30 protein-coding genes are annotated in these 26,772 nt (G+C 38.0%); 21 read left to right on the forward strand and 9 right to left on the reverse strand.

The window, feature by feature from the left end:
- The first annotated feature begins 10 nt into the window (after window positions 1-10).
- The 11 genes from atpG (at window position 11) to BLW93_RS00345 (ending at window position 9,602) form a co-directional block, all read left to right on the forward strand.
- Window positions 11-871, forward strand: a complete 861-nt coding sequence (gene atpG, locus BLW93_RS00295; protein ID WP_076712112.1) for an ATP synthase F1 subunit gamma — start codon at window positions 11-13, stop codon at window positions 869-871.
- Between the two features lie 11 nt (window positions 872-882).
- A complete protein-coding gene (atpD, locus tag BLW93_RS00300) occupies window positions 883-2,328 on the forward strand; it encodes a F0F1 ATP synthase subunit beta (protein ID WP_076712113.1) in 1,446 nt (481 codons plus the stop codon).
- A 16-nt stretch (window positions 2,329-2,344) separates the two neighbouring features.
- Window positions 2,345-2,773, forward strand: a complete 429-nt coding sequence (locus tag BLW93_RS00305) for a hypothetical protein (protein WP_076712114.1) — start codon at window positions 2,345-2,347, stop codon at window positions 2,771-2,773.
- Between the two features lie 127 nt (window positions 2,774-2,900).
- Complete coding sequence (locus tag BLW93_RS00310) at window positions 2,901-3,311, forward strand: gamma-glutamylcyclotransferase family protein (RefSeq protein ID WP_076712115.1); 411 nt, start codon at window positions 2,901-2,903, stop codon at window positions 3,309-3,311.
- 81 nt (window positions 3,312-3,392) lie between these two features.
- Complete coding sequence (locus BLW93_RS00315) at window positions 3,393-3,890, forward strand: hypothetical protein (protein ID WP_076712116.1); 498 nt, start codon at window positions 3,393-3,395, stop codon at window positions 3,888-3,890.
- Window positions 3,880-4,593, forward strand: coding sequence for a hypothetical protein (locus BLW93_RS00320; protein ID WP_076712117.1), 714 nt, complete (start codon window positions 3,880-3,882; stop codon window positions 4,591-4,593). Before BLW93_RS00315 ends, BLW93_RS00320 begins: the two co-directional genes overlap by 11 nt.
- A gap of 11 nt (window positions 4,594-4,604) precedes the next feature.
- Window positions 4,605-5,534 (forward strand): class 1 fructose-bisphosphatase, encoded by a 930-nt coding sequence (gene fbp / locus BLW93_RS00325; RefSeq protein WP_076712118.1) that lies wholly within the window; start codon window positions 4,605-4,607, stop codon window positions 5,532-5,534.
- Between the two features lie 4 nt (window positions 5,535-5,538).
- Window positions 5,539-6,471, forward strand: a complete 933-nt coding sequence (locus BLW93_RS00330; protein WP_078058043.1) for a Ppx/GppA phosphatase family protein — start codon at window positions 5,539-5,541, stop codon at window positions 6,469-6,471.
- Entirely contained in the window at window positions 6,407-8,434 is a 2,028-nt protein-coding gene (gene ppk1, locus BLW93_RS00335; protein WP_076712120.1) for a polyphosphate kinase 1, read from the forward strand. Before BLW93_RS00330 ends, ppk1 begins: the two co-directional genes overlap by 65 nt.
- Complete coding sequence (locus BLW93_RS00340) at window positions 8,431-8,904, forward strand: SixA phosphatase family protein (RefSeq protein WP_076712121.1); 474 nt, start codon at window positions 8,431-8,433, stop codon at window positions 8,902-8,904. Before ppk1 ends, BLW93_RS00340 begins: the two co-directional genes overlap by 4 nt.
- Window positions 8,905-8,906: 2 nt before the next feature.
- Window positions 8,907-9,602, forward strand: a complete 696-nt coding sequence (locus BLW93_RS00345; protein WP_078058035.1) for a polysaccharide lyase family 7 protein — start codon at window positions 8,907-8,909, stop codon at window positions 9,600-9,602.
- 3 nt (window positions 9,603-9,605) lie between these two features.
- Here the strand turns inward: BLW93_RS00345 and lpxC are convergent, their stop codons facing one another.
- Window positions 9,606-10,532, reverse strand: coding sequence for a UDP-3-O-acyl-N-acetylglucosamine deacetylase (lpxC, locus tag BLW93_RS00350; protein ID WP_076712122.1), 927 nt, complete (start codon window positions 10,530-10,532; stop codon window positions 9,606-9,608).
- Window positions 10,533-10,693: 161 nt separating this feature from the next.
- Window positions 10,694-11,395 carry a biotin--[acetyl-CoA-carboxylase] ligase gene (locus BLW93_RS00355; protein WP_078058036.1) on the reverse strand — a complete coding sequence of 234 codons (702 nt, stop codon included), beginning with the start codon at window positions 11,393-11,395 and terminating at the stop codon, window positions 10,694-10,696.
- A gap of 26 nt (window positions 11,396-11,421) precedes the next feature.
- Between BLW93_RS00355 and BLW93_RS00360 the strand changes: the two genes are divergently transcribed.
- From BLW93_RS00360 to BLW93_RS00370, 3 genes are all read left to right on the forward strand, one after another.
- Complete coding sequence (locus BLW93_RS00360; protein WP_076712123.1) at window positions 11,422-12,204, forward strand: class I SAM-dependent methyltransferase; 783 nt, start codon at window positions 11,422-11,424, stop codon at window positions 12,202-12,204.
- A gap of 16 nt (window positions 12,205-12,220) precedes the next feature.
- Window positions 12,221-13,108 carry a KaiC domain-containing protein gene (locus tag BLW93_RS00365; protein ID WP_076712124.1) on the forward strand — a complete coding sequence of 296 codons (888 nt, stop codon included), beginning with the start codon at window positions 12,221-12,223 and terminating at the stop codon, window positions 13,106-13,108.
- A 123-nt stretch (window positions 13,109-13,231) separates the two neighbouring features.
- Window positions 13,232-14,344, forward strand: a complete 1,113-nt coding sequence (locus BLW93_RS00370; RefSeq protein ID WP_076712125.1) for a KamA family radical SAM protein — start codon at window positions 13,232-13,234, stop codon at window positions 14,342-14,344.
- Between the two features lie 20 nt (window positions 14,345-14,364).
- On the opposite strand, the gene metG is transcribed toward BLW93_RS00370, so the two are convergent.
- Together metG and BLW93_RS00380 are read right to left on the reverse strand one after the other, a co-directional pair.
- Entirely contained in the window at window positions 14,365-15,936 is a 1,572-nt protein-coding gene (metG, locus tag BLW93_RS00375) for a methionine--tRNA ligase (RefSeq protein ID WP_076712126.1), read from the reverse strand.
- 36 nt (window positions 15,937-15,972) lie between these two features.
- A complete protein-coding gene (locus tag BLW93_RS00380; RefSeq protein ID WP_076712127.1) occupies window positions 15,973-16,572 on the reverse strand; it encodes a riboflavin synthase in 600 nt (199 codons plus the stop codon).
- A 64-nt stretch (window positions 16,573-16,636) separates the two neighbouring features.
- Here BLW93_RS00380 and BLW93_RS00385 point away from each other — a divergent pair, with 64 nt between their 5' ends.
- The 7 genes from BLW93_RS00385 to BLW93_RS00415 all read left to right on the forward strand — a co-directional run bounded on the left by BLW93_RS00385 (window position 16,637) and on the right by BLW93_RS00415 (window position 23,184).
- Window positions 16,637-17,560: a Ppx/GppA phosphatase family protein gene (locus BLW93_RS00385; protein WP_076712128.1), complete on the forward strand. Its 924-nt coding sequence runs from the start codon at window positions 16,637-16,639 to the stop codon at window positions 17,558-17,560.
- Window positions 17,545-18,879: a UDP-glucose dehydrogenase family protein gene (locus BLW93_RS00390; RefSeq protein WP_076712129.1), complete on the forward strand. Its 1,335-nt coding sequence runs from the start codon at window positions 17,545-17,547 to the stop codon at window positions 18,877-18,879. Before BLW93_RS00385 ends, BLW93_RS00390 begins: the two co-directional genes overlap by 16 nt.
- A gap of 14 nt (window positions 18,880-18,893) precedes the next feature.
- Window positions 18,894-19,517, forward strand: a complete 624-nt coding sequence (locus BLW93_RS00395) for a CDP-alcohol phosphatidyltransferase family protein (RefSeq protein WP_076712130.1) — start codon at window positions 18,894-18,896, stop codon at window positions 19,515-19,517.
- Window positions 19,518-19,520: 3 nt separating this feature from the next.
- Window positions 19,521-20,183 carry a 2,5-diamino-6-(ribosylamino)-4(3H)-pyrimidinone 5'-phosphate reductase gene (locus tag BLW93_RS00400; RefSeq protein ID WP_076712131.1) on the forward strand — a complete coding sequence of 221 codons (663 nt, stop codon included), beginning with the start codon at window positions 19,521-19,523 and terminating at the stop codon, window positions 20,181-20,183.
- Between the two features lie 34 nt (window positions 20,184-20,217).
- Entirely contained in the window at window positions 20,218-21,201 is a 984-nt protein-coding gene (locus BLW93_RS00405; RefSeq protein WP_076712133.1) for an ABC transporter permease, read from the forward strand.
- Window positions 21,198-22,256, forward strand: coding sequence for an ABC transporter permease (locus tag BLW93_RS00410; RefSeq protein WP_144443966.1), 1,059 nt, complete (start codon window positions 21,198-21,200; stop codon window positions 22,254-22,256). The genes BLW93_RS00405 and BLW93_RS00410 overlap by 4 nt, the downstream gene beginning before the upstream one ends.
- A 220-nt stretch (window positions 22,257-22,476) precedes the next feature.
- Window positions 22,477-23,184: a C-GCAxxG-C-C family protein gene (locus tag BLW93_RS00415; RefSeq protein WP_076712134.1), complete on the forward strand. Its 708-nt coding sequence runs from the start codon at window positions 22,477-22,479 to the stop codon at window positions 23,182-23,184.
- Between the two features lie 26 nt (window positions 23,185-23,210).
- On the opposite strand, the gene BLW93_RS00420 is transcribed toward BLW93_RS00415, so the two are convergent.
- The 5 genes from BLW93_RS00420 to efp all read right to left on the reverse strand — a co-directional run bounded on the left by BLW93_RS00420 (window position 23,211) and on the right by efp (window position 26,743).
- Window positions 23,211-23,702 carry an RNA chaperone Hfq gene (locus BLW93_RS00420; RefSeq protein WP_076712135.1) on the reverse strand — a complete coding sequence of 164 codons (492 nt, stop codon included), beginning with the start codon at window positions 23,700-23,702 and terminating at the stop codon, window positions 23,211-23,213.
- 5 nt (window positions 23,703-23,707) lie between these two features.
- Window positions 23,708-24,199: an RNA chaperone Hfq gene (locus BLW93_RS08700; protein ID WP_078058037.1), complete on the reverse strand. Its 492-nt coding sequence runs from the start codon at window positions 24,197-24,199 to the stop codon at window positions 23,708-23,710.
- Between the two features lie 136 nt (window positions 24,200-24,335).
- Window positions 24,336-25,688 (reverse strand): acetyl-CoA carboxylase biotin carboxylase subunit, encoded by a 1,353-nt coding sequence (gene accC, locus BLW93_RS00430; RefSeq protein ID WP_076712136.1) that lies wholly within the window; start codon window positions 25,686-25,688, stop codon window positions 24,336-24,338.
- Between the two features lie 13 nt (window positions 25,689-25,701).
- Window positions 25,702-26,160 (reverse strand): acetyl-CoA carboxylase biotin carboxyl carrier protein, encoded by a 459-nt coding sequence (gene accB, locus BLW93_RS00435; RefSeq protein WP_076712137.1) that lies wholly within the window; start codon window positions 26,158-26,160, stop codon window positions 25,702-25,704.
- A gap of 13 nt (window positions 26,161-26,173) precedes the next feature.
- The gene (gene efp / locus BLW93_RS00440) at window positions 26,174-26,743 is read right to left on the reverse strand and encodes an elongation factor P (RefSeq protein WP_076712138.1); all 570 of its coding nucleotides are present in this window, start codon (window positions 26,741-26,743) and stop codon (window positions 26,174-26,176) included.
- Window positions 26,744-26,772: the final 29 nt, after the last annotated feature.

Here is a 26,772-nt window from a genome sequence, read left to right on the forward strand (position 1 = left end):
GGGTATAACAATGCCAAGTATGAGAGACATTAAAAATAAAATTAAGAGTTTGAAAGGAACAAAGCGGATAACGTCTGCAATGAAGGCGGTATCCGCTGCCAAGCTCCGTAAAGCTCAAGGCGAACTTTACAGAATTCGTCCTTATGCAAGTGTTATGAAAGGGATATTTCAGAATCTATGTTATAGAGGAAATGTTGTTGAATTTCCTATACTTGCAAAAAGGCCTGTTTTCAGAGTTGAACTTGTGCTTATAGGTTCTGATAAGGGACTATGTGGAGCTTTTAATTCAAACATTATTAGAGAAGTGAACAAGTTTGCGAAAGAGAAAAAGAGAGAAGGTATAACGATAAGTTTAACTACAGTTGGCAATAAGCTTTCTCAATTCTTCACAAGACATTCAAATTTGAAGGTCCGTAAGGAATATAGAAACGTATTCAGGAGAATCGGTGCTCCCCTTGCAGAGGAAATTGCAGAAGAACTTTATACAGGTTATGTTACTGAATACTGTGATGAAATTTACCTGGTTTACAATAAGTTTGTTAATCCGCTTGTCCAGGAGGTAACTTTTGAAAAAATTCTGCCTCTGGAACCTGAAGAGATGGAATTTAAGTCAGAAGGTGAATATTACATGGAACAGGATGAATCTGTTATAGACGAAGCGGTAAAAGCCTATATACGTGCTGCTGTTTTAAGAGCACTTAAAGAGTCTGAAACCTCTGAACACGCTGCACGTATGACTGCAATGGATAACGCTACTAAGAATACAGAAGACATGATTCATAAGCTCACCCTTTCATTTAACAAAGCAAGGCAAGCGGCAATTACGAAAGAGCTTATCGAGATTACAACAGCTATTGAGGCAATGAAATAGGGAGGATAGGAATGGCTGAGCACAGAGGAAAAATTGTTCAGATTGTAGGACCTGTTATAGATGTTGAGTTTGCTGATGGCAAATTACCAGAGCTTTACCATGCGCTTTATATTCCTGATGTAAAGCAGGTAACATGGGACGGTAAGATTACGAAAGGAAAACTTTATATGGAAGTCCACCAGCACCTTGGTGATAACAAGGTTAGATGTGTTGCTTTTGGTGCTACAGAGGGACTTAAAAGGGGTATGGAAGTTGTTGATACCGGTGATTATCTAAAAGTTCCTGTCGGACACGCTACAAGAGGAAGGATTTTTAACGTTGTTGGAGAACCTGTTGATGCTGCTGGTCCTGTTGAAGCGGAAGAATACTGGCCTATACACAGACCTGCTCCACCTCTTACAGAGCAGAAAGCAACAGCTGAAATTTTTGAAACTGGAATTAAAGTTATTGATCTTCTTGAGCCGTATGCGAAAGGTGGAAAGACAGGACTGTTTGGTGGTGCCGGTGTTGGTAAGACGGTTCTTCTTATGGAACTTATCCATAACGTTGCTATGAAGCACGGTGGTTTCTCTGTTTTTGCTGGTGTTGGTGAGAGGACCAGGGAAGGAACAGATCTTTGGCTTGAAATGAAAGAGTCAGGTGTTCTTGAAAATACAGTTCTCGTTTACGGTCAGATGAACGAACCTCCTGGAAACAGGTGGCGTGTTGCTATGACTGGTGTAACAATGGCTGAGTATTTCCGTGATGTTGAAGGTCGTGATATGATGTTTTTTGTAGATAACATGTTCAGATTTATTCAGGCTGGTTCAGAAGTTTCGGCTCTGCTTGGCAGGATCCCTTCTGAAGTTGGTTATCAGCCTACACTTGCTACAGAGGTTGGCGCACTTCAGGAAAGAATTACATCTACCACCAAAGGTTCTATTACATCCGTGCAGGCTATTTACGTTCCTGCTGATGACTTTACCGACCCAGCTCCGTTTACACTATTTGCTCACCTTGACGCTACGACTGTTCTTTCAAGGGCACTTGCAGAACAGGGTATTTATCCTGCTGTTGATCCGCTTGAATCAACATCAAGAATGCTTGCACCAGAATACGTTGGCGAAAGACATTACAGGGTAGCAAGAGAAGTTCAAAGATATCTTCAGAGATATAAGGAGCTTCTTGAAATTATCGCTATTCTTGGTATGGAAGAGCTTTCAGAAGAAGATAAGCTTGTTGTTCATAGAGCAAGAAGGATACAGCTCTTCCTGACTCAGCCGTTCCACGTTGCTGAGGTATTTACAGGTATGCCAGGTAGGTATGTAACAGTTGAAGAAACGATTGAAGGTTTTGAAAAGATTATCAGCGGTGAGCTTGATCATCTTCCAGAAAACGCCTTCTATATGGTTGGTAACATAGAAGAGGCTATAGAGAAAGGCGAAAAACTTTTAAAAGAAGCAGAAGCTAAAGCTTAAATTAAGGAGCTGATTGATGGCTGCTAAAAATACATTAACGGCATTAGATGTTCGCATCGCTTCAATGACAGGAAAACATATTGCAAGTGCTGCTAAAGAAGTATATGTGGATATGGATGATTCTGCTGTTGGTATTCTTCCTGGACACCAGCCAGAATTTTATAAATTTGCTGCTGCAGCGGTATTGGTTATAACACCTGAAAATAAAGAAGAAAATTGTTTTGTTTATGATGGATTTCTTGAAATTGAGCAGGATCAGGTGCTTATAGCTGCAAAAGACATTTTCCGTCCTGGAGAGATAACAGCGGAAGAGATAGAAGAAGAGATTAAAAAACTTGAGAAAGAGCTTAAGAGCCTTCCTGAAGAGGAAGCTGTTAAGAAGGCAAAACTTGAAAGTGAAATTGAAAAGAAGAGGTATCTTCTTAGAAAAGTTCTCGGTAAGTAACCCCATTTTTTGAATGCATTAAAAGCCCCGCCTTTGCGGGGCTTTTTGTTTAATTTTCTTTTCCCCCTTGTTACTCAGTTTCTCTAGGAGTAAAATAAAATAGTCAATTTTGTATGTGGGGAAAAATATGTTTCATCTTCTTTTTGTTTATGGGACTTTAATGTCAGGATTTTCGGCAAATATATTCTTATCTGATAATCACTTTGTCGGTTACGGTGTTCTTTACGGTGCCCGGTTATTGCATCTTGAAGATGGATATCCTGCGGTTATAGATGGTAGCGGAAAGGTTTTTGGTGAGCTTTATCAGGTGGATACTTGGACGCTTAAAGCCATTGATTTTTTCGAAGATTTCTTTGAATCTTTACCAGAAAGAAGTTTATATATAAGAACAATCAAACCTGTTAGATTGTTGCCTTATGGAGATTTTGTTGATGCATGGGTATATCTTTTAAATCCATACCTCATTGAAAACAAAAATTATGTAGAAGTACCGGGAGGCAATTGGAGAGATTTTCTTAAGAAATTATTAATGCTATAATTTACCCATAGTGGAAATTTTGAAAACTTTCAGGATAGGGTTGTCCTTTTATCGGATAGCATGAAATGATGGGGAGAGTTTATGTTTGGATTTCTTAAAAAATTTTTCAACATTGAAGAGAAGAAAGTTAAAACTATTACAGATCTTTTCGAAAAAAAATCTGAAGAAATAGAGACAGGAGAATGGATAGGACACGGAATTGTTTCTTCTGAAGGTTTAACTATCTATTCAAAAGTGAAAAATCCTTACTATAAAATAGAGAGGCTATTTCCATACGGTGTAAAAATTTATGATACCGTTTTGAAATTTCATAATAAGTCCAATGTTTCTTTTAAGGATAACCTATTTAAGAAACCGGAAGTGGTCGTTTATAGAACAGAATCTATGGAAGAGATTTTTATTCTTAAAAATAAATGTCTTGATTTTGAAATATATCTTATCTGGATATGTGATCCAGCTGCAACTTCTTCTAATTTTTCGACTGATAAGATGATGACCAGGTTATCTTTTTGGCTTAAATCTGTTTCTAAAGAGCTGGCAACTATATTGGAGAAGAGGAAAGAACGGAATGGAACTTGAAGAAATACTCTTTGGCCTTATTGGTACCGGTGGAAGCTGGCAGATTTATTTGAGAATGCCCGATGGTAAAGGTGTTATTTCTATAAAGAACGGTCTTATTATTTCAGTTAAATATTCTACACCTTTTGATGATTTTTCGGGAGAAAGGGCTTTAAAGGAGATTATAAAAGTTACGGATGTTGTTCAAAGTATGGATTTGCAGCCGTTGAAAGGTGATGTCGAGGAAAACTTAAGTTGTGATTTTTCAAAATTGATGTCGATTTTTGAAAGTCTTCAGATAGAAAAAGAAGCGGTTCAGGAAGTAATGGATAATCTTTCTAAAATAAAGTCTGAGAAGAAACCTTTAGTTTCTAATTTTAACGATCTTCTTAATACTTGTGCAAGGATATTTTCTGAGGGAACGATTGATGCCATTCTTTTTTTTGATAAAGATGGAATTTTTAAGATTGAAGGTAGGATTGATAATGTTTCTATTGATTTGAAGGAGCCTTTTCAGAATTTTGCTGAGGTTATTTCAGATATATGTCAGGATAGATTTATAGATATAATTGTCAATATGGGTGCGAAATTCATATATGCAGTTTATAATCTTGATTCCAGATCCGCGATAATGGCTGTTGTTGATGAAAGGGAAAAGGCAAATTTTGAGCTTGACCAGGATGAAATAAAGGAAGCTTTCATATCTACACTTATGAAAATTTAAAGGAGGTTCTGATGATTCCTTTGACGACATATCTCTTTCAGAAAGCAGTTAGAAATCCAGTAATAGATGATGCTCTTGTTCTTATAATCAGTGAGATAACATCGGCTGCCAAAATTATCTCAGGAAAGGTTAGAAAAGCTGCCCTTCTTGATATTTTGGGTTCCGCTCGGAAAACTAATGTTCAGGGAGAAGAGGTTCAAAAGCTTGATGAACTGGCAAATGAAATAATAATTGAAACCTTAAAGTGCACAGGAAAAGCATGTATGCTTGCTTCTGAAGAGGTTGAAGACTGCCTTGTTCTTTCAGATACCGGTTATTCAATAGCCTTTGATCCTCTTGACGGTTCTTCAAACATCGATGTTAACGTTAGTATAGGGACTATCTTTTCCATCCAAAAAGAGGATGTTAAAAAGCCAGGAAGAGAACAGATAGCAGCCGGCTACGTTATCTACGGACCAAGCACGATGCTTGTTCTTGCATTCAAGGATTCTGTTTCTGTTTTCTGTCTTGATCCTGAAAGCGGTAACTTTATTCTTGTTAAAGATAACTTTAAAATGCCTGAGAAAGGGAAAATATACTCTATAAATGAAGCAAACTATCACAAATGGACCGAAGATGGGTTGAGGAAATTTGTAGATTCATTGAAAGAGCAAAAATATACATTAAGATATGTGGGTTCAATGGTTGCTGATGTTCACAGGACGCTTTTTAAGGGAGGCATATTCATTTATCCTGCCGATGTTAAAAATAAAAACGGAAAGTTGAGACTTCTTTATGAAGCCAATCCTATGTCTTTTATAGTAGAGAATGCAGGTGGACTGGCGACAACAGGTAAGGAACCTATTCTGGATGTTGTTCCTCAAGAACTCCATCAGAGAGTGCCTGTTATCCTTGGTAGTAAATGGGAAGTGGAAGAATGTCTCAAATATTTAAATGGATGATGTTTTGAAAACGGTAGCCGTTGTTGATATAGGGTCAAATACGGTAAAGCTTGCTGTTTATCGTGTTGACGTAGAAAAAAAGAAATTTAAAGAAGTTTACAAGGAATCGGTTTATGCCCGGCTTCTTAACTGCGTTGATGAAAAAGGTTGTCTTACAGAAGAAGGGTTTATAAAGGCGCGTATTGCCCTTGAATCTTTTAAAGAAAAAATCCATTTCTTTCACCCTGATCAGGTTATAGCTTTTGCCACTTTTGTGATAAGGGAGATAAAAAATCGTCATGAATTCATTGAGAGGATGAAAGATCTTTTCGACATAGAGATTCTTTCAGGTGAAGAAGAAGCTTACTATTCTACTCTCGGTGCTCTGGCCGATGTTAAATATAAAACCTTTATTACATTTGATATAGGAGGTGGAAGTCTTGAAATTTGCCGAATAAGAAATAGAAAGATAGAAAAATGTAAAAGTTATCCTTTGGGGACGCTTGAATTTAAAGAATGTATCTCTTCCGAGGGTGGAAACTATGATGTTAAATGTATCAGGGGAAAAGTTAAAAGGTATGTTGCTCCTGATAAATCTATTTTTGAAAATACTTCCCGTCTTGTCGGAATAGGCGGAAGCATAAGGGCTATAAAAAAGATAACGGGAAAGAGAAAAATAAAGAAAAAGCTTTTAAAGGATGTTATAAAAGAGATAAAAAAAATACCATCGGCTGAGCTTGCTTTTAAGTATAAGATTCCTATTGAAAGGACAAAGACCGTCTTAACGGCTTCCGTGGTTGCTTTGCAAATAATGGATATATTTAACTGTAAAGAGCTTGTGATTTCGAAATACGGTATAAGAGAAGGAATAATTTACGAGAGGGTGATAAAAGGTGAGAAAAGAGATAGACCTTTCAAGTCCGAAACTTCTGATAAACAGGGAGTTAAGCTGGCTTGAATTCAATCGTAGAGTTTTACAGGAAGCGGAAGATGAGACTAATCCTCTCCTTGAGCGTTTAAAGTTTCTTGCAATATTTTTTACAAACCTTGATGAATTTTTTATGATAAGGGTTGCCGGTTTAAAGCAACAGATCTCTGCAGGTATTAACCGTCCGTCACCGGATGGTTTGACACCCAAAGAGCAGCTTAAAAAAGTTTCTTCAAAAACAAAGAATTTACTTAAAAGTGTTGAAACACAATTCAGAAAACTTATAAGGGAGTTAAAAAATAACTCAATTTATTTTCACCGTTACGATAAACTAAATAAATCGTTAAAAAAGATTGCCGATAAATATTTTTACGAATTTGTTTATCCTGTTTTAACGCCGCTTGCCGTTGATATAACGCATCCGTTTCCTCATCTTTCGAATTTGAGTTTTAACGTTATTGTTGAGATTTACGAGGAAGAGTTGAAATTCGGCCTTGTTCCCGTTCCTAAAAATTTGCCGCGATTTATAAAACTGAAAGAAGACGATAATGAGGTTCATTACGTTTTGCTTGAAGATTTAATTATTCATAATATAGAGAGTCTATTTCCGGAACAGAATATTGCTAAGGTTGCAACGATGAGAATTACGAGAGATGCTGATATTGTTATTCAGGAAGATGAGGCAGACGACCTTCTGGAAGAAGTGGAAAAAGGAATAAGGAAAAGGCGTTTTGGAAAGCCTGTCAGGCTTGAGATAAATGGATGTTCCGAATACATGGTTAACTTTTTGAAGGACGAGCTTGAACTTAAAGAGGAAGATATCTTTTCTCTGAATATTCCCCTCAATCTTTCTGATCTGTGGAATGTTTACGAAACCATCGATAGACCGGAATTGAAATTTCCTATATATACGCCTTTTTACCCTGGAGCTTTCAATATTGATATCTTTTCCGCTCTAAAAATGAAAGATTTTATCCTTTTTCACCCTTACGAGTCGATAGATCCCGTCGTTGAACTTGTTGAAGAGGCTGCAGAAGACCCTAATGTTCTTGCCATTAAGCAGACTCTTTACAGGGTAGGAAAAAATTCGCCGATAGTTGAAGCTCTTAAAAAGGCTGCTCAGAACGGGAAAGAGGTGGTTGCAGTTGTCGAGATAAAGGCAAGGTTTGACGAAGAGAGTAATATTACCTGGGCCAAACAACTGGAAGAAGAAGGTGTTCATGTCGTTTATGGAATTCCCGGACTTAAAACCCACGCCAAGCTTTTGATGATAGTGAGGCGTGAAGACGATACCCTTAAACGTTATGTTCATATAGGGACAGGCAACTACAATGTTTCTACGGCTAAAATCTATTCGGACGTTGGTTTTCTTACCACTGATCCTGTAATTGGCGAGGATGTTTCAAAACTTTTCAATGTTATTACTGGATACTTTCATCCGCCTGAACTCAGCAAAATTTATATGTCACCGGTTACCCTTAAAAAGAAGGTTCTTCATCTGATAGAAAGAGAAGCGAAAGCAGGGAAAGAGGGAAGGATTGTTGCAAAGATGAATTCTCTTGTTGATCCTGAAGTTATCAGGGCACTTTACAGGGCTTCGCAAAAAGGTGTAAAAATTGACCTTATCGTCAGAGGTATTTGCTGTTTAAGGCCGGGAATAGAAGGTGTAAGTGAAAATATAAAGGTAATAAGTATTGTAGGTAAATATCTTGAACATGCGAGGATTTTCTATTTTAAAAACGGCGGTGATGAGGAGATATACATAAGTAGTGCTGACTGGATGCCGCGGAACTTTCACCGTAGAATAGAAACAATGGTGTCAATAGAGAACCCTGAGCTAAAATCTTTTCTAAAAGAGATTCTTGAGATTCAGCTGAAAGATACGGCAAAGGTGAGGATTTTGACTCCAACCGGTGATTATGTTCGTCCCGAAGAGAGAGACTTTAATTCCCAGGAGTATTTTGAAAGATGGATAAGAGAGGTTAAGGTATGAGGGAGATTTTTCTGATAAGGCATGCAAAAGCTGTTGATAGAGAAAACTGGAAAGGTGACGATTGTGACAGACCTTTAAAAGAAAAGGGCAAAATAGAGTTCAGGGCTTTTGCCGAGAGAATAAAGAATCTGTTTCCGGAAAAAATTACAATTGTTTCAAGTCCCTGCGCAAGAGCAGTTGAAACGGCAAAAATACTTTCTGAGATTATCAGATCAGACGTTAAAACGACAGAACTTTTGCTTCCCGATGCCGATGTTGATGATTACCTGAAGGTTTTGAAAAAGTTCGAAGGAGATATTGCTATTGTTGCACATCAGCCTGACCTTTCCATCTTTTTAAACGAGCTTATCTGTGTAAATCCTTCCCGCATAAAGTTTAAAAAAGGTAGTATTGCAAAGGTTTCTAAAAAGGATGGAAGGTTCTTTCTGGAATGGTTTATGGCACCTTCAGTTGTTGAAGATATTGAATAGACATGAAAAAGTTGCTGTTTTTGTATATTTTTGTGTTGATGTCAGCATATAGGCCTGCCGTTTCAGATGTTCTTTATCCTTATGATATTAAATCTTTTCGGAAACTTCTTAATACCTGTAAATTGCAGGCACCGTATAGTACCTTTAATAAAATTTATTCGACTCATTACGGAAATTTCAAAAATTTTAAAACAAAATATTTCTATGCAAAAGATAAAAGTATAGTTTTCAGAATGTGTGGTGTTGGCAGGAGATGCGAATTAAGGTTTAAAGATGAATGGCAAATACCTGTAAAAAAAGAGAAATGGTTGAAGTTAACTTTGAGATTGATGCCGTTAAACAATGTTAAGGAGTTTACGTTTATACAGATACATTCAAAACCATCAAAGTATTGTAGTGTCAATAAGCCGCTTCTTAGAATCGCCTGGTTAAAAGGGCATATCTGGGCTATTTTGAGAAAAAATATGTATAGTCACTTTTATGAAAAAATAGATCTTGGAAAGAGTCCGGAAGGTTTTTTTAGCATAAAGCTAGGGATTTTTAAGAATAAACTTTTCATAAAGCTGGGAAAAAGTGTAGAAAAGCAATTTGATGTTGGATACTGGGAGGGGTGTAAAAACTATTTTAAATTGGGTGTGTATCTTCAAAGTAGCGGTTGCGGGGAGATTATACTAAAATCGGCAAGCGTCAGTTTTTGAATTTTATTCTGGAGATAATTTTCCTTCAATTTTACCCATTACAAACTGTTCCAGATTTTCCCTTTCCTCCTCGAATTCCACGACTTCATAAAGTTTTTCTTCGTAAATTTTTCTCACAAAAGTAGCGTTTAGTGCATGTCCCGTTTTGTAGGCTTCTATGTCTGCAAGTAGAGGATGTCCAAGCACATAAAGATCACCAACCAGATCCAGTGTTTTGTGTGCTACGAATTCGTTTTCCATTCTTAATCCGGTTGGGTTAAGAATATCGTACTTGTCTATCACTATTGCATTGTCAAGGCTTCCGCCTTTTGCAAGTCCTTTTGATTTAAGCCATTCAACTTCTTCGACAAAACAGAATGTTCTTGCCTTTGATAGCAGTTTTTCAAAGTTTTTAAGTGAATGGACGTACTCTATTGTTTGATAACGAACTTTTTTATATGTATGGTTGAAAGATATCGTATTTCTTATGGATAAGGCATCGGAAGGTTTTGCACTTATGTATTTGTCCTCCCGTTTTACCTCTACGTGCTCTTTTAATTTGAGATATTTTCTCTTTCTATTCTGTTTCTTTATTCCAGCATTTTCAAACAGGTATATGTAAGGTGCGGAACTTCCGTCCAGTATTGGCACTTCCTCGCTGTCAATGTATATGTAAAGGTTATCAATGCCAAAAGCTGAAAGAGCTGCAAGGAGATGTTCTACAGTTTTAACGATAACGCCGTCTTTCTCAAGGTTTGTTGCGTAGAAAAGCTGTGTCGTGTTTTCAGGAGATACCTTTATTTCAGGTAGAGACGGAATATCGTTCCTGACAAAAATTATTCCCGTGTCAACGGGAGCAGGAACAATTCTCACATTTACTTTCTTTCCAGTGTGAAGGCCGATACCGCTAAAGGTTACTTCTCTCTCTATCGTTTGCTGATAAACCTGCATTCTTCCATCATCTCCTTGTATTTTCACTCAGTGAAAGTATAGCAATTTGCATGCCATATCAATAGTTTTCTTTAACATAGATCTAACGGTTTTATATTCATTGCCTTAACAGCTTTGGTACCCTTCTGTTTCTCTCTTAATTTTTGCATTTGTGCAAAAGTTCAAAACCTTATACTTATCTCTGCGGAAAAAAGTCTCTCTACTTTTCCATCTTTTTCAACAATCAGGTAGCCTTCTCTATCAATACCGAGGACGGTTACCTTTTCTATTCCATTCTGTTTTTTAACGGTTATCCTGTTGCCTGGTTTTATAATTGATAGAGATTCAAATTCCTTTATTTCAAACGTTCCTTTTGCAGTTTTATCAAAGTAGTTTATGACGTTTTTTACTAAACTGATGGTTAGCGTTTCTCTGTCAAAGTGAATTTTTTCAATTTTTAAAGATGTTGCGGGATAGTCTGTTTCTTTTAATTCTTCCCTTGAATGATAAAGGTTTACGCCTATTCCTACAACGATTCTGTTCCCTGAAAGTTCCGGTAAAATGCCGCACACTTTTTTTCCGTTAAATAGAATGTCGTTAGGCCACTTTATTTCAAAACCTTTTTTTAGGGTATTTAGCGTTTTTGCGACTGCAACTGCTGTTGATAAACTGACTGTTTGAACATTTAAGAAATTTTTCGGTTTTTCAAATAAAAACGATACGTAAAGTCCTTTCCCCGGCGGTGATATCCATTTTTTTCCCCGCCTTCCCTTTCCGCCTGTTTGATGATTGGCGGTAACGACGGTTATAGGTTTGCGATTTCCTCTTTTCAGGTATTCATTTGTGGAATCTACCGTTTCAAGGCTTATAATCTTTATGTTCATAATTTTTACCTCTTGAGGAGGAAGTTTTGGAAGTTATAGTTACAACTGAAAAGAGACCTTCATTAGAGATTATAGAGGAAGCTAAAAAACTTGCAAGGAAGTTTAAAACTTCTTATGTAACAAGACGCCACAATACCATTGAAAGTTTTAAAAAGCATTATAGAAAAAATGTTCTCGTTGTGACATCAGAAGGTCTTGTTCTTCATACACTTAGGGGCAGTAAACTCTTTTTCCATCCTGGACTTTTAAAGATACGTCTTTTGAATTACCTGAAAACAGGTAAGGAAGCGATGGTTAAAGCAATGGATTTGAGAAAGGGAGATGCGGTTCTTGATTGTAATCTTGGCCTTGCTCAAGATGCTGTAATTTCTGCTTTTGTTTCGGAGAAAATGGTTGTTGGAGTTGAAAAAGATCCTGTAATAGCAGAGATAGTTAAGAGGGGGCTTAGAAGCTATGAGCCGAAAGGAAAACTTTCTATTGCAAAAGATGCTTTTAGAAGGGTAGAGGTAAAGGTGGGAGATAATAGGGAATTTCTTAAAAGTTTGTCCGATAACTCTTTTGATATTGTCTATTTTTCTCCGATGTTTATAAAACCTAAGTGGAAATGTGATGTTATGCAGCCTTTTAGAGATGTTGCTGTTAAGGATTTTATAGAACCGGAAACGTTGAAAGAGGCTGAAAGAGTTGCCCGAAAAAGGGTTGTAATAAAAATTAACAAGGGCGTAAAGGATCTGTTTCCGTTTTTGAAGGATTACACGCTTCAGGAAAGTGCCACAAATGTGGAGTATATTTATAAGAGAGTAGATTGATCAGGGGGTAAAGATCATGGGGGACTATTTCAGAGAAAGAGAGCCGCAGGTTATGAAGGATAATGTCTATCTTCTTAAAGAGGCAATGGAAAAAGCTCCGAAATTGAGGGGTGTTCCGACAGGTGTTAAGGGACTTGATGATCTGTTTTTTACCGTTGAATGGAAAGAGGGCAAGCCTGTTAAAAAGCCCCTCGGAGGTATTCCTGAATACTGTGTTGTAAACCTGACCGGAATGCCTGATACAGGTAAAAGTTTGATTGCTGAACAGTTTACTATAAAGCAAGCTTCTCTTGGTCAGAAGGTCTGTTTTATTACCGTTGAAAGTCCGGCTTCATTTGTGGCGGCTTCTTTGAAAGAGAGAGCTACTGCCATGGGTGTTGAGTTTGAGAAGATAGAGAACAACATTATTCTTATAGATGCTGCAAGTAATTCAAGGTTAAGAGAGGATATTCCTACTATGCTTGATACGCTTGCTTACGTTTACAGAACTTATAAAGCACACAGAACGGTTATAGATTCAATTACAGGACTCTTTGAATCAAAAGAGATGTTGGCAAGGTCAGTTGTCAGAGCTTTTTTTAACTTTATGAAAAAGTGGTATCAGACTGCGATATTTGTTTCGCAGAAAAGGAGCGGGCACGAAGAGCTTTCTGCAGAGGCTGCAGGAGGCTATGCCGTCGGACACATTGTTGATTCTACAATGGTTCTTTCAAAGGAGATAGTTCTATCAAAGACGAGAGCTCAAAATTACAAAGTTGAATTTGGGGATATTGTGAGGCTTTTCAGAATAGACGGTTGCAGAATGTGCGGGCATGACACAAGACTTCACATAATGAACATCACTGAACTGGGACTTGTTGAAATAGGTCCTGCTCTTGTTGATGTTATAAAAGGGAAGGTGTGACCTTCCCTTCTAACCTTTCTCCTGTAAGCTCTTGACAGTCTAACCTTTCATTCTTATATTTTTATGTAGATTGCCCTCCAGCTGCCTGTTCTATTTATCAAAATCTTTTAAAAGGAGGTGAATTTGAAAATACCGGGATTCTCGTCCCTTGAGGAGATAGAGTCCCTTTTTGAGGTTGCTTTTGAAAATAAGAATAAGCTCAGGAAGGTTATAAAGAAACACCCCATGTTTATTTCTTCTTACTACGCAAACCTTATAGATTGGGATAATCCCGAAGATCCGCTTAAAAAGATGGTTTTTCCATCAGTTGATGAGCTTAACGTTTCGGGTTCTTACGATACAAGCGGAGAAAAGGAAAATACTGTTCTTACAGGGCTTCAGCATAAATACAAGGAAACTGCCCTGCTGCTTGTTACAAACAGATGTGCAGGCTACTGCAGACACTGTTTCAGGAAAAGAATGGTTGGTATTCCTACGGAGGAGACTGTCAAAATTTTTGATATGGCCCTTGATTATATAAAAGAACACAAGGAAATAACAAACGTTCTTATCTCCGGTGGTGATCCTTTAACTCTTCCGACACAGGTAATTGATTACTTTTTAGAAGAGCTTAAAAAAGTGCCCCATTTGAAATTTATAAGGATCGGGAGCCGGATTCCCGTTTTTTACCCTGCGAGAATTTACGAGGACGGCAGACTGCTGTCAATTTTTGAGAAGTTTTCAAAAGAAAAAGCTCTTTATGTTGTTACTCATTTTAATCATCAGAAAGAGGTTACCAGAGAGGCGGCGGAAGCTATAAAGGCGCTTACCCGTTCAGGGGTTGTTGTTAGCAATCAAACCGTTCTTCTAAAAGGTGTAAACGATAGCCCGGAAGTGCTTTCATCTCTTATGAAATCTATTGTTTCTATTAGCGTTTTCCCTTACTATGTTTTTCAGTGTCGTCCTGTTAAGAGGGTTAAGAGTCACTTTCAGGTTCCTCTGAAAACAGGATACGAGATTGTTGAAAAGGCAAAACAGAGACTTGACGGTTTCGGTAAACGTTTTAAATACGTCATGTCTCACAAAACGGGGAAGATAGAGATAGTCGGCATAATCGGAAAAGAGATATATTTAAAATACCATCAGGCAAAGGATTACAGGAAGGTAGGAAAGCTTTTTAAAAGGATTCTTACTCCTAATGCAGGATGGCTTGATGATCTGAAAAGACCTGAAAAAGAGAGGGAATTTGCATTTTAAAAGGGGCGTAACGCCCCAAATTAACCTCTCTTTGTTTTTGCCAGTTTTACTTCGCCGTCAACATATTCTATCCGTGGGAAGAGTATCTCCGGCTTTCCAATCTCTTTTTCAGCGTTTAATCCTCCCCACTCTGCAAATTCTTCAACGGATAGTTCGGAAGCTTTCTTACCAAGATTTAGCATTGTTGCCATTTTTTCTGCTGATGAAGGCATGTAAGGGTATATAAAGGCGGTTATAAATCTCAAAGCTTCTGCCATGTTGTAAAGAACTCTGTTAAGTTCTTCTTTCCCTTCTTTGTTGAGGCTCCATGGAGCTCTTCTGTCAATGTAAAGGTTAACAAAGTTTATAAACTGCCATATTTCATCTAAAGCTTTTGTAAGTTCACCTTTTGGGATTATCTCTTTAAGTTTTTCGGCCGTTGCTACTGCTTTTTTTCCGATTTTTACATCAAGGTCATCTTCATTTCCTGAAGGTGCCGGAATCACTCCTCCTCTGTATTTCTTAATCATGGAGAGTGTTCTGTTGAAAAGGTTTCCAAGGTCGTTTGCCAGTTCTCCGTTTATTCTTGCAATGAGCTTTGAGTATGAAAAGTCTCCGTCTAATCCGAATGTTACCTCTCTGAACATGAAAAATCTTACCTGGTCAACGCCAAATTTTTCAACTAAATCATATGGATTAACGACATTTCCCTTTGATTTACTCATCTTTTCACCTTCAACAGTCCACCATCCGTGTGCAAACACCTCTTTCGGAATATCAAGGCCGGCTGACATGAGAAATGCAGGCCAATAGACAGTGTGGAATCTTAAAATATCCTTTCCTACAAGGTGAAGGTCTGCCGGCCAGTAGCGGTTTACTTTTTCCATATCGTCCGGATATCCGACGGCAGTCAGGTAGTTTGTCAGAGCATCAAACCACACGTATATAACATGTTTTTCGTTTAAAGGTACCGGGATGCCCCACGTGAAGCTTGTTCTGCTTATGGAGAGATCCTTTAATCCTTGTTTTACAAAGTTTATTATTTCGTTTCTCCTGAAGTCCGGTTTGATAAAGTCTGGATTTTCTTCGTAGAGTTTCAGCAGCTTGTCTTCATACTTTGAGAGACGGAAAAAGTAGGATTCCTCTTTTACTTTTTCCACAGGTCTTTTGCACATGGGACATAAATTGCCTTCAAGAAGATCTTTTTCCGTGTAGTATGTTTCACATGGGACGCAATACCATCCTTCATATTCGCCAAGGTAAATGTCACCGTTTTCGTAACACTTCGTAAATATGTGCTGAACGGCTTTTATGTGATCTTTATCTGTTGTTCTGATGAATCTGTCGTAAGAAATGTTAAGTTTTTCCCACAGCTCTTTGAATCTTGGAACGAGAGAATCTACAAACTCTTTTGGTGACAGTCCTTTTTTCTCTGCGGCTTTTTGGATTTTAAGGCCGTGTTCGTCCGTTCCTGTCAGAAAGAACACATCTTTTCCGCAAAACCTTTCAAACCTTGCAACTATATCGGCAGCGGTGGTTGTATATGCATGCCCCAGATGAGGGACGTCGTTAACGTAGTAAATAGGTGTCGTTACATAGAATTTTTCTTTCATTGCGGACTCCTTAGGTTGATTTTTAGCCTTACTATTTTACAATTTTACTCTGCTTTCCATCATCCTTTCAACATACTTTCCTATGATGTCAAATTCAAGATTTACAATTGCTCCGGGATGTCTAAACTGCAGTGTTGTTTCTTTAAATGTAGTAGGAATTACAGCTACCGAGAAACTGTCAGGATAGAGCTCGGCTACCGTCAGACTGATACCATCTATACCGATAGAACCTTTTTTAACAACAAGATGTTTAAATTCAGGTGGAAGTTTGAATAAAAAGAGATAGCTTTTTTCAACTCTTTTTACCGATAACAATTTACTTACAGTGTCAACATGTCCCTGGAGAATGTGCCCGCCGAGTCTGTCTCCAACCTGAAGAGCTCTTTCAAGATTTACAAAATCTCCCGCTTTAAAATACCTGAAGGATGTTCTGTTTATAGTTTCAAACGAAACGTCAAAGGTCAGCTCTTCTGGACCGATGCAGGTTACGGTCAGGCATATTCCGTTTACAGCTATGCTGTCACCGTTTTTTGTTCCTTCTATTATTCTGGAGCATTTTATCGTTAAAACAGCATCCTTTCCTGAGCGTTTTATCTCTTTTATTTTTCCAATCTCTTCTACTATGCCGGTAAACATTTTTTCATCTCCTCGTGGTAAAATTGCAAGACACCTTCAAATTATAACGTTTGCGGGGAGAAGATTGAGGATAGCAACGATAGACATAGGAACGAATTCTACCCGATTGCTCATTGCAGAAGTTAAGAATGGAGAAGTTGAACCTCTTTATAAAACGGGAAAGGTAACAAGGTTGGGACAGGGAGTAAAACAGACCGGTTATCTGAGTAGAGACAGCATAGAGAGAACGATAGCTGTTCTGGAAGAGTTTAAGAAAAAGATAGAAGAGTTTGGTGTTGAAAAAGTTGTTGCTGTGACGACAGAAGCTGCCAGACTTGCAAAAAATGCCGATGAATTCTTGAATAAGGTAAAGGCTCTCGGTATTGAAATAAAGATTCTTTCTGATAGAGAAGAGGCTGAGCTTGTTTATATAGCGAATGTTTCTCACTTTAAGCCTTTGGTTCCTGCCGTTACCGTGGATCTTGGTGGAGGAAGCACGGAAATAGCTTACGGTAAAGGAGAAAATTTAATTTACTATGAAAGCTTGAAGTTTGGTGTTGTTGTCCTTCTTGAGAAGTTTATAAAGAGTGATCCGCCTGCTAAAGAGGAGCTTTTGTCTCTTGAAGTGTTTATTGAGGAACAGCTCAAAGGTTTTAAGAATAGGGCGGGAATAGAACTGCCTTTTGAGGTTTTCGGAGTTGGAGGTACAATTACCTCGGTTGTAGCTATGGAAGAGGCCATGACTGTTTACGATTCTGAGAAAGTTCACGGATATCAGGTTACCTGTGAGCTTATTGATAAGTGGTATAGGAGAGTTTCCTCTGTTTCTGTTGAAGAGAGAAAAAAGATTGTTGGACTTGAAGAGGGAAGGGCCGACGTGATAGTTCCAGGCCTTGCGTTCTTTAAAGTTTTTTGTGAAGTATTCGGCATAGAGAAAATAACAGTCAGTGAGCTCGGACTTTTATATGGATTAGCTTTAAGGGAGGCTAAAAAATGTCAAAAAAGATAGCAGTGATTGGAACCGGTTATGTTGGTCTTGTTTCAGGGGCGTGTTTTGCCTATCTCGGACATAAAGTTATAGGTCTTGATATTGATCCTGAAAAGATAGAGCGGTTGAAAAAAGGGGAAGTTCCCATATATGAGCCTGGTCTTGACAAGATTTTGAGACAGGCGATAGATAACGGAAACATAGAGTTTACAACAGATTACTCTCATGCTGTTAAAAATTCTGATTTTATTTTTATTGCGGTGGGTACACCTTCAAGAGAGGATGGTTCGGCTGATCTCTCTTATGTTGAAAGTGCTTACAGGAGTATTGTTAGTCAAATAGAACAGGGGGATTTTAAAATTATTGTCAATAAATCTACCGTTCCGGTTGGGACCGGTAGATGGGCTAAAAAATTTATATCAGATCTTTTAAGAAATAGGGGAATAGAAAATCCCGAAGACCATTTTGAGGTTGTTTCTAATCCGGAATTTTTGAGGGAGGGCAAAGCGGTAGAAGACTTTATGAAGCCTGACAGAGTAGTCGTAGGAGCCGACAACAGAGATTATGCCGGTATGGTTGCATCTTTGTATGAAAAACTTCAGCCAGCTATGATTATTACCGACCTTCCAACAGCTGAAATGATCAAATACGCCTCTAACTCCTTCCTGGCTACAAAAATTTCGTTTATCAATGAGATAGCCAACATTTGCGAAAAAGCCGGTGCTGACGTTACTGTCGTTGCAAGAGGAATGGGGCTTGACCATAGAATTAGTCCTCACTTTTTAAACGCAGGTTGCGGTTTTGGTGGTAGTTGTTTTCCAAAAGATGTTAAGGCACTTGTTTACACGGCGAAACAGTATGATGTTAAACCTGAACTTCTTGAGGCCACTCTTGATGTTAATGAGAGGCAGAAACTCGTTCTGGTTGAAAAGCTTAAAAAGTATTATCCATCTCTTTCCGGTCTGATAGTTGGTGTTTGGGGACTTGCCTTTAAGCCTGATACTGACGATATGAGAGAAGCTCCCTCCATTCCTATTATTAAGAGATTGCTTTCTGCAGGTGCTACAGTTAAGGCTTACGATCCTGTTGCTACGGAAAATGCCAGAAAAGTGTTTAAAGAAGAACTACAAAAATATCCTGAAAAGCTTATATTTGTAAAAGATAAATATGAGGCACTTGAGGGCGTCGATGCCCTTCTTCTTATTACGGAGTGGTCGGAGTTTAAAGACGTTGATTTTGAAAGGTTCAGGAATAAGGTTATAATTGATGGAAGGAATCTCTGGGAACCTTCTATCGTGAGAAGATACACAGAGAAGTATGAAGGTATAGGAAAACCGTGAAAAAGAGGCAGTAAATGAATATTACAAGTAAAAGAGATATTCTTAAAAAGTTATACTCGCCGTTCGGTTATGCTTTTGCAAAGGCGAACATTCATCCGAACGTAATAACGCTTGCAGCTTTAATTTTAGGAACGATAGCTGCGTTTGTATATTATCAGGGTCATCCTGTTATAGGAGCTTTTTTACTTTTCTGTTCAGGTGTCCTTGATCTGTGTGACGGTTATGTTGCTGTCAATAACAGAAAGGCTACTAAATTTGGAGCTGTCTTTGACTGGATTGCGGATAAGTGGGTTGACGGATTTGTTCTTGGAAGTGTTGCTTTGAGATATGCCGGAAACTGGATTGCCCTGTTTGTGGTTGTCGTTTCAATGCTTCATACCTTTATTAAGCCTGTTGTTTATTCAGAGATAGGTTATCAGGTCAGGGAGACAGGGAAAATAAAAGATCCTCTTGAAAGCACCGGGTTTTTCGGAAGGCCTGAGACGTTTATAACGCTGTTTATTGCGTCACTTCTATATCCTTTTAATCACGCCATTTTAAAATATGGTATCGAGTTTATTGGTATTATGAGTTTTATGTCACTTATGCAGAGAATTATTTATCTTTACAAACATTATGGAAAAGAGTACGAGGAGTAAGATATGGAAAGACCTTACGTTGTGATAGTTTCCGAGGTAACGATTGATGGAAAGCTGACGCTTGATGAGGGTGTTTCGAGCAAGGAGATAATGAAACTGATGGATGAAGAGGCAAATAGATATCTTCATGAAATAAGGGCAGAATGTGACGGTATTATGGTTGGTTCAAATACGGTTCGGATAGATAATCCCAATCTTACAGTAAGGTATGTTGAAGGTGAGAATCCAACGAGGATTATTCCTGCTTCAACCGCTGATATTCCGCTTGGTTCAAACGTTCTTAATGTTGAGAAGGCTCCTACAATTATTGCCGTGAGCGAAAGGGCACCGAGAGAGAAAATAGAAACTATAAAGGCTAAAGGTGCCGATGTGATAGTTGCAGGAAAAGATAAAGTTGATTTTACTCAGCTTTTACCGGAACTTTATAAACGCGGTATCAAAAAGTTGATGGTTGAAGGCGGTTCAAAAGTTAACTGGGAACTTATTAAAAATGATCTTGTTGATGAGATAAGACTCATCCATCTTCCCGTTGTTGTTGGTGGTGATAACGTTCCTTCTCTCGTTTCCGGAGAAGGTTTCAAGAGACTTGAGCTTGTTAAGAAGTATGAAATTAAAAGAGTCTTTCAGTGCGGTAATCAGGTAATAACAGAATATGTTAGAAAGTAACTTTTGGGGCTTTTGCCCCTTTTAAGGTTTAAAAATGGTTAAATATGTTTTAAAGAGGTTTCTTCACCTGATACCTCTTATAATTGGAATGACATTTATTTCCTTTCTCATTATTAAGCTCGCTCCAGGTGATTTTTTAACCTCTCTTAAAATGAATCCCTCAATATCAAAAGAGACGATTGAAGCTTTGAGAAAAAGCTACGGTCTTGATCAGCCTGTTATCAAGCAGTATTTTCTGTGGCTCTGGAATGCTCTTCACTTTAATTTAGGTTACTCCTTTGCATACCACAGGCCTGTTACTTCGCTTATAGCTGATAGGATTGCTAACACGTTGTCGCTTACTGTAACAGCTTTTTTTATTACATGGATTTTTGCCGTGCCTCTTGGAATAATTGCAGCCTTTTACAGGAATAAATTTGTGGATAGGATTATAACTTCAGTGTCTCTTGTGGGGCTTTCAATTCCCGGTTTTTTTGTTGCATTTCTTCTTATGTTTTTTGCAGCGAAAACGGGGCTTCTTCCGATTGGCGGTGTAGTTTCTCAAAATTATGAGAAGTTGAGCTTGACGGGAAAGATAATTGATAGATTAAAGCACATGGTTGTTCCGCTTACTGCGATGGTTGTTGGTAGTATTTCGGGTCTTGTTCGTCTGGTTAGAGGGACAGTTATTGATGAACTTCATAAAGATTATGTCAAACTTGCTGTTGCAAAGGGTCTTCCAAAGAGGGTAATTCTTTTTAAGCATGTTTTAAGGAATGCAATGAATCCGTTTATAACACTTATAGGTTTTGATATAGCAGGATTGTTGTCTGGAGCTGCTTTAATTGAGATAATCACCGCATGGCCGGGAATGGGAAGATTGATGTTTGAAGCTGTTATGTTGCAGGATTTTTTTGTCGTTATGGGTGCTTTATATATAGGAGGAATAATGCTTGTTATAGGTAATCTTATCGCTGATATTTTACTTGCCCTTAACGATCCACGAATCAGGGAGAGAGAGATAGAGGGCAGAAGGTGAGGAGCTTTTTAATAGAACTTTATAAAAAACACAAAACTGGATTTATTGCTTTTGTTTTTTTGCTTATTCTATATTTTGTTGCTGTTTTTGCCGATTTTATAGCTCCCTATCCCTACGACATTCAGTTTAGGCACAATCCGTATCAGCCTCCAACGCCCATTCATTTTTTTGACAGCGAAGGACATTTTCATTTGAGACCTTTTGTTTACGGTCATAAATTGGTAGATCCCGTTTTTAAGATCTATACAACCTGCTGGAATGAGACCTATCCAGTTGAGTTTTTTGTTAAGGGTGAACCCCATTATCTTTTCGGTTTTATAAAGACAGATATTCATCTTTTCGGGGTTAAATCTCCAGGTAAGATTTTTCTTCTTGGGACGGACGGTGTGGGAAGGGATATTTTTTCCCGGCTTATCTACGGAACGAGAATTTCTCTCACTATAGGTTTGATCGGTGTTGCTATCTCTTTTTCTTTAGGACTGATAATAGGTTCCATAGCAGGCTATTACGGTGGTCTGATTGATACCGTTACGATGCGGATAGTGGAGCTTTTGATGGTCTTTCCCTATTTTTATCTTTTACTTGCTTTGCGTTCTATGTTTCCTGTTGATATGCCGAGTATTACTGTTTTTTTCATAATTATTGCAATTTTATCCCTTCTTGGATGGACGGGGCTTGCCCGGGTTGTTAGGGGGATGGCACTTTCTATAAGAGAAAATGATTTTGTAAAAGCGGCAAAGGTGATGGGGGCAAGTAGTTTTTACATTGTAAGAAAGCATGTAATTCCGAATACTCTTTCTTACATTGTTGTTGCTGCTACCCTGTCTATTCCTGGTTACATTTTAGGAGAATCTGCGCTGAGTTTGATCGGTCTGGGAGTTCAGGAACCTTACCCTTCCTGGGGTAATATGCTTGCGGAGGCTCAAAATATAACAAAACTTTCATCTTTCCCCTGGCTTCTCACTCCGGGTATTGCCATATTTTTAGTCATAATTGCTTTTAATCTTTTTGGCGATGGTTTGAGAGATTATTTTGATGTAAAACTACAAAAATAGATTGCTTGTTTGGTTGTTGCTTAATTTAAAATATTAAATTTGATTTTTAAATCCTTATTCTTTGTAAATTATTTAAGGTTCGTTTTTATTCGCTAATCTTTCTCAGAAAATTAAAATGGATTTTAACTAAAATTTACTAATATTAAACCATGTGGTTATTTCTTTTAAAAAAAGAAAGCACTATAATAAAGGAAAATAAGATAAAGCAAGGGAGGGAATTATGAGTAACAAAAGAAGAGAATTCATTGTAAAAAGCCTTATCGGAACTGCTGGTCTTGTCGTTGGTGGTCTTTCCGGTGCAGCAGCAGCGGGATCTAAGAAAATGGAACCACCTTATCCTTATAAGTCTATCGATCCTGACATGATTGCTGAAAAAGCTTACGGATATTATTTAAAGGGACACTGTGCTTACGGTGTTTTTGCTTCTATTCTTGATACTCTTAAGGAAAGTGTTGGCGGTCCTTATCTTGGTATTCCAGGAGAGCTTTTTGAATTTGGAAGGGGCGGAATCAACGGTTGGGGAACAATCTGCGGAACTTTAAATGGAGCAGCAGCCATTATATCTATCTCCTGTAAAGGTTGGAAAAAGGTAATTGATGCTCTATATAGATGGTATGAGGAAACACCTCTTCCTATGTATTATCCAAAACATCCTGCTAAATATAAAGGTGTTTTTGCAGCAAGTGTTGCAACATCACCCCTCTGTCACATTTCCGTTATGAAATGGATAGAAAAAACAGGTTTTGCCTATGATAGTAAGGCGCGATCTGAAAGATGTGCAAGACTTACAGCAGATGTTGCTAAAAAGACTGTTGAACTTCTCAATGCTTACCATAAAGGGACATTTAAGCCTGTAAGTGCTCCTGGTATTTACAAGACAAAAATGGATTGTATGACATGTCATAACATGAAGGTGGGAAGCAGGTGAATTTTAAAGCCGTAGAGGCTTTGCCTCTACGGCTTGTATATTATTGTTGTGATTGCGTGTTTGTAAACGATCATTTTTCCCATGAATGAGTTGATTCTGAGAACATACCTATCAAATCCTTTGAGTTTCCCTTCGACTTTTGAGCCATTTCTAAAAAATATGATAATTCTTTTATTTATGATGTTTCTGAGTGTTCTGCTCTGAACACCGCCAAGGGTTGATGAAGCGATAAGTTTATAACCTTCTTTAAGTTTTTTGCTGATTTCTTTTTCCTGTTCTTCTGTAAGCACGGCAGGAATGGTAGCAAAGGAAGCAGGTCTGATTATTATTTCTTCACCGTTTATTTCATAGTTTATATCACCTGACGCTTTTAGGCTGTTTAACAGGGGAATAACGACTTCCTGCCTAACGTCCAGTAACTCCATAAATTCTGAAACGGAGCCTCTAAATTCACCTTTCTCTTCAAGTAATTCTATTAGTTCAAGTTGTAATTCTTCCAGTGTTTTGTGTCTTCTCATCCCGTTCATCCATAAATTATCGTTGCTATTGCGTGTTTGTAAACTAAGGATCTTCCTTTTGGAGCAGTCATTGACAGTGTGAAGTTATCAAAATCTAAAAGTTTTCCTTCAAGTCTGGTGCCACTTACCAAAAATACAGTTATATCTTTTCCTAAAAGAGATGAAAGAACTTCATCCTGAAGAGATATTTTTCTTTTTTTCTTCTCTTGTTTAATCTCTTCTTCCTTTTTGGGTTCAGTTTCTTCAGTTGTTTTTTTCTGAACTGTTATTTCTTCACTTTCTTTATCTTTGAGTTTCAGGGTTAATCCCTTTCCTCTTTTAGATTCGGCCGTTAAGAAGCCTTCTTCTTCCAGCTCGTTTATTGCTTTTTTTACAAGATAGCTACTTGTTTTTGTCAGATTTGCGAGCTCTTCAAATGTTCCTGTATATTCGCCGAATTCTTTTAAATACTGCCGAATCCAGTTTTTTACCATTTCATGTTTGGCAACGGCGGACATTACACCTCCTGAATAGTATTTAGATTTTAATGGTGAGAAAATGAAAAATAAAAATGGTTAAACAGAAAATGACTAACAGCATGCTTTTCAACAAAATATCCTTTCGAAATAGTTACAATTAACTTATATTTCTTACTTAATTAGAAACTATCTTATCTAAAATTTTATCTTCTAATATTTTTGTGTCAAGGTTTCCTTTAACGAAATCTTCATCTTCCACAAGTTTTAAGTGGAAAGGTATTGTTGTTTTTAGATTTCCTTCTATAAAAAATTCTGATAGAGCTCTCTTTCCACGAATTATTGTCTCTTCTCTTGTTTCACCGTGAACGATTAGTTTGGCTATGAGAGAATCGTAGTAAGGTGGTATTGAATAGCCTTCATAAACATGTGTATCAATCCTTACGCCAAATCCTCCAGGCAGCAACAGTTTCTCTATTTTTCCTGGAGATGGTCTGAAATTCCTCTTGTAATCTTCGGCATTAATCCTGAATTCAATTGCGTGACCGTTTAATTTAGGGTCTGCCATTTCAAGTTTTTCACCTTCAGCTGCTTTAATTTGAAGGGCTATGAGGTCTTTTCCCGTTACCATTTCAGATACAGGATGTTCTACCTGGATTCGTGTATTCATTTCTATAAAATAAAAATTTTTGTCTTTGTCAACTAAAAACTCGACTGTTCCAGCACCTTCATACTTTATTGCAAGTGCGAGTTTCCTTGCAGCTTCGTATAGTTTTTCCCTTAAAGTTTCGTCTACAAAAGGTGAGGGTGATTCTTCAAGAACTTTTTGGTGTCTTCTTTGAAGGGAACACTCCCTTTCACCAAAAATCGTAACATTTCCGTATTTATCGGCTATTAGCTGTATTTCTATGTGTCTTGGATTCAGAATTAATTTTTCTACGTAAACCTCTCCATTTCCGAAAGCTGCTTCAGCTTCTGTCATTGCGGTTCTTATTGTTTCTTCGGCTCCCTCTTCTGTCTCAACAACGCGCATTCCTCTGCCTCCGCCTCCGTGAGCAGCTTTTACAAGAACGGGAAATCCTATTTTTCTGGCAAATTCGAGAACTTTTGCCGGGTCTTTCATCGCTTCGCTGCCGGGAACTACGGGGATTCCTGCTTTTTGAGCTATCGCTCTTGCCTGTGCTTTGTCTCCCATAGCAACCATTGTTTCGGAAGAAGGTCCTATAAACTCTACACCACAGGCTCTGCAAACTTCTGCAAATCCGGGATTTTCGGATAGAAATCCGTATCCGGGATGTATTGCGTCAGCACCTGAAACTTCTGCTGCTGATATTATTGCAGGAATGTTAAGGTAACTTGCGGCAGGGCGTTCACTTCCTATGCAGATGGCTTCATCTGCCAGAAACACAGGAAGTGAATCTTTGTCTGCGGTTGAATAAACAGCTACCGTTTTTATGCCAAGCTCTTTGCAGGTTCTTATTATTCTAACGGCTATTTCGCCTCTATTTGCTATCAGAATTTTTTTAAACATAGACTACTCCGGTTCACACTTTCTCTATGTAAAATAGTGGCTGATCAAATTCTACAGGTTGTCCGTTTTCAACGAGTATTTTTACGACTCTTCCTGAAACATCTGATTCTATTTCATTCATCACTTTAAGGGCTTCTATTATGCAGAGTGTCTGTCCTTTCTCTACGAAGTCTCCTTCTTTAACGAAAGGTTCGGCTCCCGGCGATGGTGCCCTGTAAAATGTTCCGACAATAGGTGAGCGAACAATATGTATGTTTTCCGGTATTTCTGTTGGTTCTGCAGATGGTTTTGTTATTTCCGAAGTTGCTTCTGGAGCGGTAGTTGTTTCAATAACTCTTTCAACCGTTAACGGTTGAGAAGCTTTCTGGCGGCAGTAACGTGCTTTTACCTTGAGACCTTCAAGCTCTATTTCAACTTCTTCTATGCTACTGTTTTCAAGGGATTTTAACAGGTTTTCGATTTTTTCTATCACAATGGCCTCCGAATTACTTGTTAACTCTTTCGAGATACTTTCCTGTTTCTGTTTCTACTTTTATGTATTCGCCTACGTTTATGAATGTGGGAACTTGAACAACAGCTCCCGTTTCAAGAGTTGCCGGTTTAAGAACGTTGTTTACTGTGTCGCCTTTGAATCCCGGTTCAGTTTCTACAACTTGAAGAACCACAGTTTTAGGAAGTTTAACAGATAGTGGTTCACCTTTATAGAACTGAACCTGAACGGTGTCATTTTCTTTTAAAAAGTTTGCCTTTTCACCTAAATTCTCTGCCGGAACAGGAATCTGTTCGTAAGTTCTTGTATCCATAAAATAGTAGAACGTTCCGTCGTTATACAGATATTCCATCTCTCTCTCTTCAAAATCTGCTACTTCAAGTTTTTCGCCAACCTTGTAGGTTTTTTCAACGACATTTCCAGTTCTTAAATTTTTAAGTTTTATTCTTGCAAAAGCTTGTCCTTTTCCTGGTTTAACATGCTGGTAGTCAACTATTTCGTATGGATCGCCGTTTATTTCTAACTTCATACCTTTTGATATCTGGTTTACATCTATAGATGCCACTTTAAACCTCCTGTTTGAATCTGAAAGTT

Origin of the sequence: Desulfurobacterium indicum (assembly GCF_001968985.1) — a bacterium.
In the GTDB taxonomy this organism is placed as follows: domain Bacteria; phylum Aquificota; class Aquificia; order Desulfurobacteriales; family Desulfurobacteriaceae; genus Desulfurobacterium_A; species Desulfurobacterium_A indicum.